We start from the raw sequence: 14,873 nt of genomic DNA on the forward strand, positions 1-14,873 counted from the left end.
AGCACCTCGATGCGATCCCCTTAGTCTTGCGGGAAGACACCACCCTAGCCAGAAGGGATTTCACACCTGAAGCACTACACTTTTGTATTTTGCATGATTTTACAATTGACACCCTGCCGAAAGCTATATATCACGGGATATATCACAGCCTACCTCCTCCTATCTCATCTCGATCCCTATTTTCGGTGGAAGGATTTTCCCATGAAAAAGCGAGCCTTCACGCTCGTCGAGCTGCTTGTGGTGATCGCCATCATCGGTGTTTTGATCGCCCTGCTGCTTCCGGCCGTACAACAAGCCCGCGAAGCTGCCCGGCGGATGCAATGCAACAACAACCTCAAACAAATCGGCCTTGGCCTGCACAATTTCCACGACACCTACGGCCGATTTCCGGCGAGCTACGGCTTCAACGATCAGGCCAACGCCGGCAGTTGGGTGAAAGCCTGGGGCTGGGGATCGCGGATCCTTCCGTTCCTGGAACAGTCGGCCCTGCACGATCTGCTGGGTGTTTCACGACGCGAATTCAACGACGCGTTGCCAGGCAATAATTCGTCGAGTTGGCCAGCGGTTGAAGTCGCTGCCATGCGAACGCCACTTGATGCGTTCATTTGCCCCAGCGATCCTGGCGACGACATCAATACCTCGGTCGACTTCTGCCACACGGGCGGCCCCGACAGCACCAAGCCAGCCAAAAGCAACTATGCCGGCGTCATGGGTCACTATACGACGAACTGGTACGCATCCCCTTCGGCCAGTATCCCCAACCAACATGGCGTGATGAATCCGCAGGAAGGGGCTCGCATGGCTGACATCACCGACGGAACGAGCAATACGTTTGCCATCGGCGAACGGGACTCGATCCATCATGCCGCCTACTGGGTTGGCCCTGGCAACGTGAATTCGGAATCGTCGTGGTCTTCACCGAAAGCGATCGGACGGACGTTTGGCCAGAAGGTAAACCAGCCGTTGGTCGGACGTTTCTACCTTGCTTTTTCCAGCCTCCACCCAGGCGGGGCCAACTTCCTGTTTGCCGACGGCAGCGTGCACTTCATCGCGGAAACGATCGAGTCGAAGGAAGGATTGAAGAACGACGGAAACCCAGCCGCGTGGTACACCTCGTACAACGATCTCGATACGTCGACGGTGGGCGTTTATCAGAAGCTTGGTTTACGTGACGATGGCCAGTCGGTCGGACAGTACTAAACCTAGCGGAGATCAAACCGATGCGATTTTACATGAACGCAACGGGCAATCTCGCTCGTTGCTTGTTTCTGTTGATGTTGTTGGTCGTCACCGGCTGCAGTGGAGGAGGTCTTCCTTCGCTATCGGGCGTGGTGACCATCGATGGCAAACCAGCCCCGGCCGGCGTAGCGTTACAGTTCTCGCCCACGACCGACGGCGGTTCTCCTTCGTATGCCCAGACCGACCAGAGCGGTCACTACGTCGCGCAGTTCTCGTTCAACAAGCCTGGCATTCAACTCGGAGAGCACTCGGTGAAGTTGATCCCAGGTTCGGTCGAAGCACCGATGCCTGAGATTGGCCCCGATGGTCGCCCGGTCGGACCGCTGCCGAAGAATCCGATGGCCGATCTGCCCCGCGGCTATTGGGAAGAAATCGAGGTCATTGTGGTTGAGGCTGGCAGCAATACCCACAATATCGATCTGCAGTCGAAATAAGTTCGACCGCAACCGGCGAACTCGTTCATGGCAGATACCACACCGTTGCCAGTCGCTTCGGCGAAGGGGAACGGTGTGGCTATTTCTTGTCCACGCCACCCCGCTATCGATGTAGAACCATGGCCACTTTTGGGCGATTCTGCCGGCGGAAAATGCTCGTTTCCACCTGATTCCCACGATTTCGTGGAATCTTCATTGACGGAACGAGCCCCGAAAAATATCACGGGATATTAGGTGTCTTCTTAATTCATTATCGCCTAAGTTCCCAGAGGTTCCCGGATGAAAGCTCGAGGCTTTACGCTTGTCGAATTGCTGGTGGTGATTGCCATCATTGGTGTGTTGATCGCTTTGTTGCTGCCGGCTGTGCAGCAGGCTCGCGAAGCAGCGCGTCGCATGCAGTGCAATAACAACCTGAAGCAAATCGGCATTGCGCTACACAACTTCCACGATACGTTTGGCCACTTCCCAGCCAGTTACGGCTTCACGGACAAGACGAAGATCGCCGGCACGAATCCTCAGTGGGGCTGGGGCGCACGCTTGTTGCCATTCATCGAACAGTCGGCCCTGCACGACACGCTGGGCGTGACTTCGCGCGAACTGAACGAAGCGTTGCCAACCACCAACTCGTCGAACTGGCCAGCCTTAGAAGTGGCTGCCATCCGCACGCCGATCAGTGGCTATCTTTGCCCAAGTGATGCGAGCAACGGCGAGATCAACACGACTGTCGACTTCATTCACTCCAGCGGTCCAGAATCGACCAAGCCTGCCATCAGCAACTACGTCGCTTGCATGGGTCACTATACCTACAACTGGAACGGTTCTCCTTCCGCCCAGGTGCCCGACTGGCACGGCGTGATGAACGTTCAAGATGGTATCAACATGGCTCGCATCACCGACGGAACCAGCAATACGTTTGCCATCGGCGAGCGTGATTACCTGCACCAGGCAGGCTACTGGGTTGGCGTTGGTAACTCGTACAGCGAAACCTATTGGTCGGCTCCGAAGGTCCTGGGGCGTACGTTCTCGAACAAGTTGAACACGCCTCTGACCGGTCGGTATTACTCGGCATTCGCCAGCATGCACCCAGGCGGTGCGAACTTCCTGTTCGCTGATGGCAGTGTGCACTTCATCGCCGACACGATCGAATCGAGCGAAGGTCTGACGACCAGCGGTGGTCAGGCAGCCTACTACACGTCGTTCTCGAATCTCGACAAGACCACCGTTGGTGTTTACCAGCGACTGGGCATGTCGGACGACGGCGTGACCCTTGGCGAATACTAATCACCACCGAACCGGAGAAGTTCTCGTGACCAAGATTTCGATTTCTTCGCTTAGCTTGTTCGCCGTAGTGCTCGCAGCCCTGGTCGGCTGTGGTCCTGGCAACCTTTCGTCGTCGTTGACCGGCGCGGTGACCATCGATGGTCAGCCGGCGCCGGAAGGACTTTCGCTGCAGTTTCAGCCAACCGGCCCCGGAGCGTCTCCTTCGTACGCTCGAACCGATGCCGATGGCAACTATGTCGCCGAATTCACCGCGACGCGGAAAGGCATTTTGCCCGGTACGCACATGATCAAGCTGCTGCCGAGCGAGATTACCCGAGCGATGCCGAAGCCAGGCGAAAAGCCCGCTCCGACGCCGTTCGACAAGCTGCCTCGCAACTACTACGAACAGATTGGCGAAGTCACCATTACCGACGGTTCCAACGTGTTCGATATCCAACTAAGCACGCAGGGCAAATAGCCTGCTTGCCTCCAGACGGAACCGAGAAAGGCCTGGCGTCGTGTACGATGCCAGGCTTTTTTCGTTAGACATTGTCAGGCGTCGGATGGGTCCACTCGCCTCGATAGGTTCGGGCGAGCAGCTTGTTCGCCTCGTCGTCGCCGGCGACTTGCTGCTGCTCAGCATCCCACGTCAGGCTCCGCCCCAGCTTCAGCGACAAGTTCGCCAGAATACAACTGGCGGTCGAGATGTGTCCCTGTTCGATATCGGCCACCGGTCGGCTGCGATTCTCGATCGCTTGCAGGAAGTTCCGCTGATGGGCCCGATTGGCGGCAGCGACATGTTGCTCCAGATCTTTCTCGTGCTGATCTTCCGGATACTTGTCCCACTCGGTCTTGGGACTGCCTGTTAGGGTCGCCTTGATCGAGCCCTTCGGGAAGAACTCGTACTTGTTGACGCTCGCTTTCAACGTTCCCTTATCGCCATAAAGGAACAACGCCCAAGGGTAGTCACGGTCAGGGGCATCGCCGTAGGTGCGATGCGTCCAGACGACATCCAGTTCGTCGAAATCAAACGTCGCGACCTGGGTGTCTGGCACATTGCCGGTGGCGTCTTGGTAGACGTATGTTCCGCCCCGGCTGTTGACGGAGTTCGGCCAACCGAGGTTCAGCATCCAGCGGACCGTGTCCAGCATGTGGATGCACATGTCGCCCATGATACCGTTGCCGAACTCATCGAACATTCGCCAGCTACGTGGGTGCATTACCGGGTTGAAGGGCAGCTTGGGAGCCGGCCCGGTCCACATTTCGTAATCGAGATATTCAGGCGGTGGGCAGTTCTCGGCCTTCCGATCGCGTCCCATGCCATAGTAACAGCAGACCTCGGCGTGCCCGATCGTCCCGAGTAAGCCTTCGTGGACGACCTTATCGCGGGCTTCGATCAAGTGAGCCGTACTGCGGCGCTGCGTACCGACCTGCACAACGCGGTCGTACTTGCGAGCCGCGGCCAGCATTGCCTGACCTTCGACGATATCGCGGCTGATCGGCTTTTGCACGTAGACATCGGCCCCGGCCCGACAGGCCTCGATCATGGTCAGCGCGTGCCAATGGTCGGGAGTGCCAATCAGGCAGATATCGAGATCTTTCTCGGCAAGCATCTTGCGGTAGTCGCCAAACTGTCGAGGCTGGTGGCCTGATTTCTGGCGGGAAGCGATCAGTTCCGCCGCGCCGGTTCGCATCTGGCTATCAACATCGCAGATCGAAACGACTTCGACCGGGGCGACCTGAATCAGCCGCATCAGGTCGCACTTGCCATACCAGCCGCAACCAATCAGCCCGACACGCTTCGGTTTGATGTCGAGCAGATCTTCCGCCCATGTCGAGCGAGGCAGCGAAGCAATGGTGGTCACCGCGGCGGCGGTCGTAAGAAACTGTCGACGATCCATGTTGGGGCTCCAGAACGGATAGATTCGATGAGGGAAGGTGTCTCACTATCTTAACAGCCCGGCAGAGCCCTTTCTGCCAGGAAAATCGTTGCGGCCCGACAACTGGCGGCCTCGATCTAAAGCAGACCACCAAGCTGGGATTGGTTCGCCTGCCCGGAACGAGGTACGATAGTATCAGGCGGCCCGAATCTATTGACATTCATTGACGAGACACCAATTCCCGAATTTCCGGGCTCCAGGAGCAAGCGTATGCCCAAGGTGGGAGAAAGTATCGACCGATTTAACGACTCGGTCCGGACACTTTTGATTTTGTTGCTGCTGATCGCTTTTTCGAGCGTTTCGTATTACGCGTGGTCGGTCTACAACGAAAAAGAACTGCAGTTGGCCGCCAAAGAGAAAGAGCTTCAAGAGCACGTCGCGAAGATCGGCGAGCTGGAAGAAGCGATCGACCAACTCTCGCTCCGGATCAAGTTGCTGAAGATCGACCGCCGGGTGGCTCGTCTAAAAGTGGTTAGCCAAGAGAAGCCGGAAGGAGCCGAACGCGTTGAATCGACGATCGAGTTCGTCGAGGTCGACCAGCATGGCACCCCCCTTACCGAACCGCAGCGATTCAAGATCGATGGCGACATGGTCTACGTGAACGGCAAAGTGGTGAAGTTCGATGACGAACTGGTCGAGACCAATGACCCGCTCCGTTCCGCTTCGATCTACCTGCTCCAGAAGATCTACGGCGAACATCAAAAGCCAATCGATGGCTACGCGATCGACCAGGTCGGCGAGCGTCCCGAAGTTTATGGCGTGCGGGACGAGCCATCGGAATACGAACAGAAAATCTGGAACAACTTCTGGGACATTGCCAACGATCCCACCAAGGCCGCCGAGTATGGTGTTCGAGCGGCTAACGAAGAATCGCAAGGGATGAAAGTTCGTCCGGGTAAATCGTACGAACTGGAAATCCGCAGCAGCGGCGGTCTGACCATCAAGCCGCTGCCAGAAAACGTCGAGCTTTAACCAGCGGTAAAACCGTTGCGGACGTTCTCTGGCGTCGTGCCTTGCAGGCAATCGACTACCTGACGCGAAACGCGGCTCCGCATGTTTTCCAGCGATTCAACACTGACAAAAGCCGCGTGCGGCGTGATGATCACGCGCGGATCGTTGTAAGGAGCCACGCTCAAGTCGCATGGCTCTGGATCTTGCACGTCGAGTGCCGCACCTGCCAGTTCGCCAGCATCCAAGGCGGCGGCCAGGGCATCGTGATCGACGATCGCCCCACGAGCGGTGTTGATCAGGTAAGCCGTCGGCTTCATCTTCTTGAACTGCTCGGCACCGATCGACTTCTTGGTTTCGGGGGTCGCTGGAATCAGCAGCGCGACGTAATCGGACTCAGCCAGCAGCTCGTCCATTTCGACCGTTTTGACGCCCTCTATGCTCTTCCCACTCCGGCTGGTGGCCAGAACGTTCAGGCCGAGGCACTTCGCTTTTTGAGCAAGCAACATCCCAATGTTGCCCAAACCAACGATCCCCAGCGTTTGCCCTTCCATCCGACGCATGATCGGGCCAGCGGTCAGGTCGTATTTGCCTGACATCGTGTCGTGGTGGTACATCGCCACTTTGCGAGCACAAGCGAACATCAGGGCCAGCGTATGCTCGGCGACTTCGGTCAGGCAGTAGTCCGGCGTGTTGGTGACCAGGATCCCCTTGGAAGTGCAGTAGTCGATATCGATGTTATCCAGGCCGATCCCCAGTCGAGCGACAATCTTCACCTTGGGCGAAGCTGAAATCACCTTTTCGGTCACCAGGGCCCAGTTGGTCATGATGGCGTCGACCTGGTGCTTTTGGGCCAGTTCGACCAGCGTTTGCTCGTCTTTCGAAGGCGAGACGATCAACTCGACGTCGTTGTCAGCAAGAACTTTCTTTTCGATTTCGAGTTCTTCCCAGGCGTAGTCAGTCAGCAGAACGTGGTATTTGGCCATCTTGGGTACTTGTGGGGGTTTGACGTGGAAGGATCGCGGGGCTGCGAAAAGCCCCATAATACTGGTCTCGATCCGCCGGGTGAACCCTCCGCCAAGACCGCTCTGGGCGTCATTTCGGCTGGTAGGGGGACCAAATGTCGCGTTTCGAGAGCAAGGTTTCCCCTTGTCGACAATGCCGTATACCCTTCTCCGCCACTGGCACGTCCCCTAAAATCGATGGATTCGACCGAACCAAGCCGCGAAGTGAACCCACGGACGAGCATCTATGCCGGTTTCCGATATCGAAGTCAAAGGGGCCCGCGAACACAATCTGCGTGACGTCACTCTGACGCTGCCTCGCAATAAGCTGATCTGCCTGACAGGCGTGAGTGGAAGTGGAAAGAGCTCGCTCGCGTTTGACACGATCTATGCGGAAGGGCAGCGACGTTACGTCGAGAGCTTGTCTAGCTATGCGCGCCAATTTATGGGGCAGATGCCCAAGCCCGATGTCGACTTCATCGGCGGCTTGACCCCCAGCATCTCGATTTCGCAGAAGACGACCAGCAACAATCCTCGCAGTACGGTCGGTACGATCACCGAGATCTACGACTACCTGCGCGTGATCTTCTCGCGAGTCGGCCAGGGCTTCTGTAGCGAGTGCGGTAAGAAGCTGACCGCCCAGACCCGCGAACAGATCCTCGAGCGGATTCTCGAGCAGCCGGAAGGTTCCGCCTTCTCGGTCTTGGCTCCGCTGGTCCGTGGCCAGAAAGGCGAGTTCAAAGATCTCTTCATCGACCTCCTGAAGCAGGGGTTCGTCCGGGCACGTGTCGATGGCGAAGTGATCCAACTGAATGACGAACTGCAGCTCGATCGCCAGATGCGGCATAACATCGAGTTGGTGATCGACCGCATCACGATCAAAGAAAACATCCGCGGCCGTCTGGCCGAAGCGGTCGAGCTGGCCTTGAAGATGGGCGAAGGCAGTTTGATCATTGCCCCGCGCGACGAAGAAGCCGCCGAAGGTGCTGAGGAAGCCCCCAAGCCGAAGCGAGCCAAAAGCAAACGGAGCAAGACGGCCGTTGCCGGCGACATGATGTTTTCGGTCGACTATGCGTGCGTCGACTGTGGTATCTCGTACGTTCCCCCCACGCCGCAGTTGTTCAGCTTCAACTCGCCCCAGGGGATGTGCCCGACCTGCGATGGTTTGGGGAAGGTCTACACGTTCGATCCGGAGTTGCTGGTTCCGGACGTGACGTTGTCGTTCAAGCAGGGTGCCATTGAACTGTTGGGCAAATGGAAAGAGCTCGGCCGCTGGAAGCGACACATCTACCAGGGTGTTGCCGACACGATGGAGCGCAAGTACGACCTGGGCAAAGGTGCCTTGCTGGAAACGGCTTGGCGCGACATGCAGAAAGAGCACCACGACTACCTGCTGTGGGGCACCGGCGACGAGCACATCACGTTCACCTGGCGAGGCGGCAATAGCCCTCAGATGTACGGCGGCACGTACGGTGGTATCGTTCCGGACCTGATCGAGAAATATCGCAATACGAACTCGAAGCCGCAGCAGCGGCAACTCGAAAAGTACATGGCAACGGTCATCTGCCCGCAGTGTCATGGGGATCGCTTGAATCCTCAGGCTCGGAGCGTCAAGATTTCGACGGCCAGCAAAGTCTTCGGCAAAGAGAACTCGAAGTCGCTGCCAGAGATCTGCCAACTTTCGATTCAGGAAGCATCCGCCTTCTTCGAAGCTCTTCAACTCGATTCCTTATCGGCGAAGATCGCGGAAGAAGCGACCAAAGAAATTCGCGGACGCCTCGGCTTCCTGCAGAACGTTGGTCTTGAATACCTGACGCTCGATCGAACGGCCCCGACGCTTAGCGGTGGTGAGTCGCAGCGTATCCGTCTGGCAGGCCAGATCGGCTGCGGCCTGGTTGGCGTGACGTACATTCTGGACGAACCTTCGATTGGTTTACATCCGCGCGATAACGACCGTTTGCTGGCAACGCTGAACGATCTTCGCGACCTGGGGAACACGGTGCTGGTGGTCGAGCACGACGAAGACACCATGCGCGTCGCCGACCATATCATCGACTTCGGCCCTGGGGCTGGTGTCCGGGGTGGCTATGTGGTCGCCCAAGGTTCCGCCAAGCAGTTGGAAGACGTCGAAGAAAGCGTCACCGGGCGATTCCTCTCCGGCAAAGAAAAGATCGAGATCCCCGAGTCGCGGCGTTCGATCGGCGAGAAGAAGATCCGCATCATCGGAGCGGCCCAGAACAATCTGAAGAACATCACGGCCGAGATCCCGCTGGGTGGCTTCGTCTGTATCACCGGGGCGAGCGGTAGCGGCAAGAGCTCGCTGATCAATGGCATTCTGGTCGAAGCCCTCCGCCGCGATTTGAACGGCGGCCTCGGCGAACCAGGCGAACACGAACGCATCGAAGGGATCGATCATCTCGACAAGATGATCGCCATCGATCAAAGCCCAATCGGTCGTACGCCACGCAGTAACCCAGCGACCTATATCAAGGTCTTCGACGAAATCCGCGATCTGTTCGCCCAACTGCCAGAATCTCGCAAGCGAGGCTACAAGCCTGGCCGCTTCAGTTTCAATGTGGATGGCGGCCGCTGTAGTGCCTGCGAAGGGAACGGGGCCAACAAGCTGGAAATGGACTTCCTGGCCGACATCTGGGTGACCTGTCCGGTTTGCGAAGGGCATCGCTTCAATCGCGAAACACTCGAAATCTTGTTCAAGGACAAGTCGATCGCCGACATCCTGGAGATGGATGTCCAAGACGCCCTGAAGACCTTCGAGAACGTCCCCAAGATCGCTCAGAAGCTGCAAACGCTGCATGACGTGGGGCTCGATTACATCAAGCTCGGTCAGCCATCGCCGACTCTTTCCGGTGGTGAAGCCCAGCGTATCAAGCTCGCCAAAGAGCTCTCGAAGCGAAGCACTGGCAAGACGCTGTATCTGTTGGACGAACCAACCACCGGTTTGCACTTCGCCGATACCAAGATGCTGCTGAAGGTGCTGCACAACTTCGCCGACGCCGGCAACACGGTGCTGGTGGTCGAACACAACCTGGACGTGATCAAAACGGCCGACTGGGTTGTCGACCTTGGCCCGGATGGCGGTGTGAACGGGGGGACAATCGTCGCCCAGGGAACACCGGAAGATGTCGCCGCCGTCGAGGCTTCGTTCACCGGCCAGGCCCTCAAGCCGCTGCTGAAGGGAGAGACCAGCCGAGCCGTCGCCGAGATCAAACGTGCCGCCAAGCTCTCGCAGCAGACCGCCAAGGTCCAGGCCAAACGGATCGACGTCCGTGGTGCCAAGATGCACAACCTGAAGGACGTCAGCGTCAGCATCGATCGCGACAAGATGACCGTCTTCTGCGGGCCGAGCGGTAGCGGTAAAAGCTCGCTGGCGATGGACACCATCTACGCCGAAGGGCAACGCCGCTACGTCGAAAGCTTGAGCGCGTACGCCCGCCAGTTTGTCGGCCAGATGCAGAAGCCGAAGGTCGATCACATCGAAGGCCTTTCCCCAGCAATCGCGATCGAACAAAAGAACCTCGGCAAGTCGCCACGTTCGACCGTCGGTACGGTCACCGAGATTTACGACTACCTGCGTGTCCTGATGAGCCGTCTGGGTGTGCCACATTGCCCCGACTGCGATGTCCCGATCAAGACGCAAACGTCGACACAGATCACCGACAAGGTTCTGCAGGAAGAAGAGGGGACCAAGCTCTTTTTGCTGGCTCCGCGCACCCTCGATACCGGTCAGCAGTATTCCGACTTGTGGGAAGAACTGAAAGCGGCCGGCTACCAACGTATTCGTGTCGATGGCGTGGTCCACACGATCGATCGTCCTCCGAAGATCGACCGCCGCCGCAAACATGATGTCGAAGTCGTCGTCGACCGTATTTCGGTTCGCCAGGACGCTCGTCCGCGTATCGCCGACAGTGTCGAAATCGCGCTCAGCCAATCCGGCGGCGTGCTGGTGTTGGCCTACGCGGAAGAAGGCGTTCCGGAAGCTCATTGGCGTACCAAGCGTTTGAGTCAGAAGCTTTCGTGCGAGCAGTGCGATCGCAGCTTCGAGCCTCTTTCGCCACACAACTTCTCGTTCAACAGCTACCTCGGCTGGTGTCCTGACTGCGAAGGTCTGGGAACCCAGACCGGCGCCGACCCGACCGCACTTTTGAGCGATCCGAAGCGAAGCCTGGCCGAAGGTGCCTTGCGGCTGTGGCCTGATTTGAAATCGCCAATGGCAATGCAGATGCTCGAGGCAATCTGCCAGAAGAACAAGATCCCGCTCGACGTACCGTTCGAGCAGCTTGGTGCCCGTCAGCGTCGTATCATCCTGCATGGCACCGGCGACACGACGTACGATGTCTACTCGGACGCAAAGAAAGAGAAGCTCGATTTCCGCTTCCAGTTCAAGGGGCTTTATCCCGCGCTCGAAGATGCGTCGCGTTTGAGCCCGGCGTTCCGTGGTCAATTGGAATCGCTGGTCGCCGAAGTGGAATGCACGACCTGCGACGGCTCGCGGCTGCGAGACGACGCTTCGTCCGTTCGCTTTCGTAAGAAGTCGATGCGCGACATCACGAGCATGCCGCTATCGGAACTGCTCGACTTCGTTCGTTCGGCCAAACTGAAGAAACGTGAACAGAAGATCGCAGGCGAGATCCTTCGCGAGATCGATGGTCGCGTGCAGTTCCTGCTGGACGTTGGTCTGGAATACCTGACGCTCCGCCGTACGGCTCCGACGTTGTCGGCCGGTGAAGCGCAGCGTATTCGCCTGGCCAGCCAGTTGGGTAGCGGCCTTTGCGGTGTGTTGTATGTGCTGGACGAACCGACGATCGGTCTGCATCCTCGCGACAATTTGCGGCTGCTCAAGGCATTGCATCGCCTGCGCGACCTCGGCAACACGCTGCTGGTGGTCGAACACGATCAGGAAGTGATTGAAGGCTGCGATCGCCTGATCGACTTCGGTCCTCAGGCAGGCCGCAACGGTGGTATGGTCGTCGCCGAAGGAACCCCGAAGCAGATCGCGAAGAACGCGAATTCGGTCACCGGTCCTTACATCTCCGGCAAGACCGCCATCTATGCTCCGACCAATCGACGCATGATGTCGATCTCGGATAACACCGATGAAGATGTCATCTCCGACTTCAGCAGTCCTTCGGGCGAATGGCTCGAGATCGTCGGTGCGAACCACCGTAACCTGCGCGATGTGAACGTGCAGATTCCGCTGGGTGCCTTCGTGGCGATTGGCGGCCCGAGCGGTAGCGGTAAGAGCACGCTCGTTCAAGACATCCTTTACAACACGCTCGCACGACGACTGCACCGTGCTTCGACGATCCCAGGCGCGCACGACGCGCTGCGTGGTGTCGAGAACATCAACAAGGTGATCCGCGTCGACCAGCAGCCAATCGGCAACAGTCCGAGCTCGAACCCGGCGACTTACACCGGCGTGTTCGACTTGATTCGCGAATTGTTCGCGCAGCTTCCCGACGCCAAAGTGCGTGGCTACACGGCTCGCCGCTTCAGCTTCAATGTCGAAGGGGGCCGCTGCGAAGACTGCCAAGGCATGGGCCAAAAGTGTATCGAGATGCACTTCCTGCCCGACGTCTGGGTCACGTGCGAAACGTGCGATGGTCGCCGCTACAACGAAGAGACCTTGGCCGTTAAGTTCCACGGTCGATCGGTTTCGGAAGTGCTCGAAATGTCGTGCGGCCAGGCCGTGCAGCTCTTCGAGAACATCCCGAAGATCCGCCGTATCTTGCAGACGCTATGCGATGTGGGCCTCGAATACGTCACCCTCGGCCAATCGGCCGCGACGCTTTCGGGCGGTGAAGCCCAGCGTGTGAAGCTGGCCAGCGAGTTGGCTCGCCCCGACACCGGACGCACGCTCTATCTGCTGGACGAACCTTCGACCGGTCTGCACTTTGAGGACTTGAAGAAGTTGCTCGACGTGTTTCATCGCCTGGTCGACATGGGCAACACGGTGATCGTTATCGAACACAATCTCGACATCTTGAAGCAGGCCGACTGGCTGATCGAAATGGGACCGGAAGCTGGCCAGTCTGGCGGTCAGGTCGTGACGGTCGGCACGCCGGAAGATGTGGTCGCTTACTCTGAATCGTTCCAGAAGGTTGCCAAGAAGCAGAAGAGCGAGGCCTCGACGCTGACCGACGACCGAGGCATGACCTGGCTGCGAAGTCACACCGGCGAAGCCCTCGCTCCGGTTCTGGCATCCGCCCCGCGACAAGAGCGTCCCCTGTACGATCCCAACGCGACCGATGCGGAACGAGAAGGGGACCTCGATATCGACGACGTCGGTGCCCAGATCCAAATGCCTTGGGAACTGGACGGGCAGAAATGGCACACCAAAGATCGCGTCGGTCGCGATGGTCAGCCATGCAACTGGGAAGGCAAAGTCCTGGCCGAGGTGGTCGAACGGATTCAATCGACCGATCTGTTCAGCGATCCGAACTGGAACTCGCGGACGATCGTCGAGATTGCCGCCAAACGCAAGTCAGATGGCTGGTTCTTCCATGCCATCACCGGCGAGACCTGGCTGCTGAAGATGAAGTTCCGCGTGATGAAGGGGACCTTCAACAAGTACGAACTGCCGCAGGAACTCGACTTGCCGACGCTAAACCAGATGGACGACTTGCCGATCTACAGCAACGATCCACGCGTGAAGGTAAAGAACCTGCGTGGCCCGTTCCAAGAGATCGAAGTCCGAGCCCATAGCTGGCACGAGATCAACAAGCCTTCGTTCTGGAAGTTTATCGACGACGCGATCGTCGGCTTCCAGAAGTACGAAGCGACCGTCGGTCAGGACGTCGAAAGCCATATGCCCTGGAAGAAGTTGGGTGAAAAGTGGCACTTGTCGCGGAAGGGCTTCCCGCCAGGCAAGTCGGTGGCGTGGGATCAGACCGTGCTTGAAGAAGTGATCGAACTTCTGAAAGACGTTGCTCCGCAGGGCGAGATTTTGTGGAACAACCAGATGCTTATCAACATGATGATCCCTGGCAAACGTACTGCTTGGGCTGTAGTTTCGACGAAGAAACCCGAACATGTCCGCTTGGAATTGAAGACCGCCCAAGCGTCCACTACGCAGGGAAGAATTGCCGAATTAGGCCACGAGCCCGACGTTGACCAGGCTCGTGGTGGCGAAGAAGTTGTCCGGTTGCATTTCCGCAACGAGACCGACCTGAAAAAGGGAGACCTCCGAGCATTTCTGTCGGAACACTACGAGCGAGAAAAATCGTCCGGTCAACAATCGCTCCTCTAATAGCCGTGTAAAGACCGCATGCCTTCCATTGAGCGGAGGCATGCGTTTGCCTTAAAAAGACCAGGCAAAATACGCCTCTCGACCGGCCGAAATCGCGCGCCAAAACTTTGGCGCTTTTTTGGCTACTCTTTTAATGATGATCCGTCTTTGATCGATCTGCGTAACTCTTTGTGGGGTTTTGTTCTCCGACAAATGGGCCCCGGAATTCAGGCGAAAAGTCACGTTTGACGCCATGTGGTTTGCCGTTATTAATGGAATTCTAGGGCGGTCGCTGACCAGACGCTTCTGGTTCATTTCTCTTTCTTCCCCCCAATCTCTAAGGAGAACGCAAATGATTTCGAAGCCAACTGTGGCGATCCTGGGTGCAAGCTCTGAGCGTTCCAAGTACGGTAACAAATCCGTACGGGCGCACTTGCAGCGCGGGTACGATGTTTACCCCGTCAATCCCAAGGGTGGTCAGATCGAAGGCCTGAAGGTTTACAAGTCTTTGAGAGACATCCCGGTCGAGCAGTTGGATCGTATCAGCATTTACGTGCCGCCAGCGGTGGGAATGAAGATGGTTTCGGATATCGCCTCGAAGCCAGCCAAGGAAGTGTTTTTCAATCCTGGCAGCGAAAGCAACGAGCTTCTGCAAGCAGCTCGCGAACGGGGAATCACCCCGATTCAGGCCTGCAGCATCGTCGACGTAGGCGTCGCGCCGACCGCGCTCGAGTAACGATGCGAAAGCAGAACCGTTCCTGAAGAAGTGGCCACGTTGAATCACGTGGCCATTTTGCATTTC

General features: G+C 57.6%; 9 protein-coding genes. 7 read left to right on the plus strand and 2 right to left on the minus strand.

Going from position 1 to position 14,873, the window contains the following annotated elements:
• Positions 1 to 201 precede the first annotated feature (201 nt).
• The 4 genes from AB1L30_RS20240 to AB1L30_RS20255 all read left to right on the plus strand — a co-directional run bounded on the left by AB1L30_RS20240 (position 202) and on the right by AB1L30_RS20255 (position 3,411).
• On the plus strand, positions 202 to 1,200 hold the full coding sequence (locus tag AB1L30_RS20240) for a DUF1559 domain-containing protein (protein ID WP_367015422.1): 999 nt from the start codon (positions 202 to 204) through the stop codon (positions 1,198 to 1,200).
• Between the two features lie 20 nt (positions 1,201 to 1,220).
• Positions 1,221 to 1,673 (plus strand): hypothetical protein, encoded by a 453-nt coding sequence (locus AB1L30_RS20245; RefSeq protein ID WP_367015424.1) that lies wholly within the window; start codon positions 1,221 to 1,223, stop codon positions 1,671 to 1,673.
• A gap of 279 nt (positions 1,674 to 1,952) precedes the next feature.
• A complete protein-coding gene (locus tag AB1L30_RS20250) occupies positions 1,953 to 2,954 on the plus strand; it encodes a DUF1559 domain-containing protein (protein WP_367015426.1) in 1,002 nt (333 codons plus the stop codon).
• 25 nt (positions 2,955 to 2,979) lie between these two features.
• A complete protein-coding gene (locus AB1L30_RS20255) occupies positions 2,980 to 3,411 on the plus strand; it encodes a hypothetical protein (RefSeq protein ID WP_345089635.1) in 432 nt (143 codons plus the stop codon).
• Positions 3,412 to 3,475: 64 nt separating this feature from the next.
• Here AB1L30_RS20255 and AB1L30_RS20260 read toward each other — a convergent pair whose 3' ends face one another.
• Complete coding sequence (locus AB1L30_RS20260; protein WP_367015428.1) at positions 3,476 to 4,834, minus strand: Gfo/Idh/MocA family oxidoreductase; 1,359 nt, start codon at positions 4,832 to 4,834, stop codon at positions 3,476 to 3,478.
• 249 nt (positions 4,835 to 5,083) lie between these two features.
• Here AB1L30_RS20260 and AB1L30_RS20265 point away from each other — a divergent pair, with 249 nt between their 5' ends.
• A complete protein-coding gene (locus AB1L30_RS20265; RefSeq protein WP_367015430.1) occupies positions 5,084 to 5,845 on the plus strand; it encodes a hypothetical protein in 762 nt (253 codons plus the stop codon).
• On the opposite strand, the gene AB1L30_RS20270 is transcribed toward AB1L30_RS20265, so the two are convergent.
• Positions 5,842 to 6,807 (minus strand): C-terminal binding protein, encoded by a 966-nt coding sequence (locus AB1L30_RS20270; RefSeq protein WP_367015432.1) that lies wholly within the window; start codon positions 6,805 to 6,807, stop codon positions 5,842 to 5,844. The genes AB1L30_RS20265 and AB1L30_RS20270 overlap by 4 nt on opposite strands.
• Positions 6,808 to 7,072: 265 nt before the next feature.
• On the opposite strand from AB1L30_RS20270, the gene uvrA reads away from it, so the two are divergent.
• A complete protein-coding gene (gene uvrA / locus AB1L30_RS20275; RefSeq protein WP_367015434.1) occupies positions 7,073 to 14,092 on the plus strand; it encodes an excinuclease ABC subunit UvrA in 7,020 nt (2,339 codons plus the stop codon).
• A 331-nt stretch (positions 14,093 to 14,423) separates the two neighbouring features.
• A complete protein-coding gene (locus tag AB1L30_RS20280) occupies positions 14,424 to 14,807 on the plus strand; it encodes a CoA-binding protein (RefSeq protein WP_367015436.1) in 384 nt (127 codons plus the stop codon).
• Positions 14,808 to 14,873: the final 66 nt, after the last annotated feature.

It is taken from the genome of Bremerella sp. JC817 (assembly GCF_040718835.1).
Taxonomy (GTDB): domain Bacteria; phylum Planctomycetota; class Planctomycetia; order Pirellulales; family Pirellulaceae; genus Bremerella.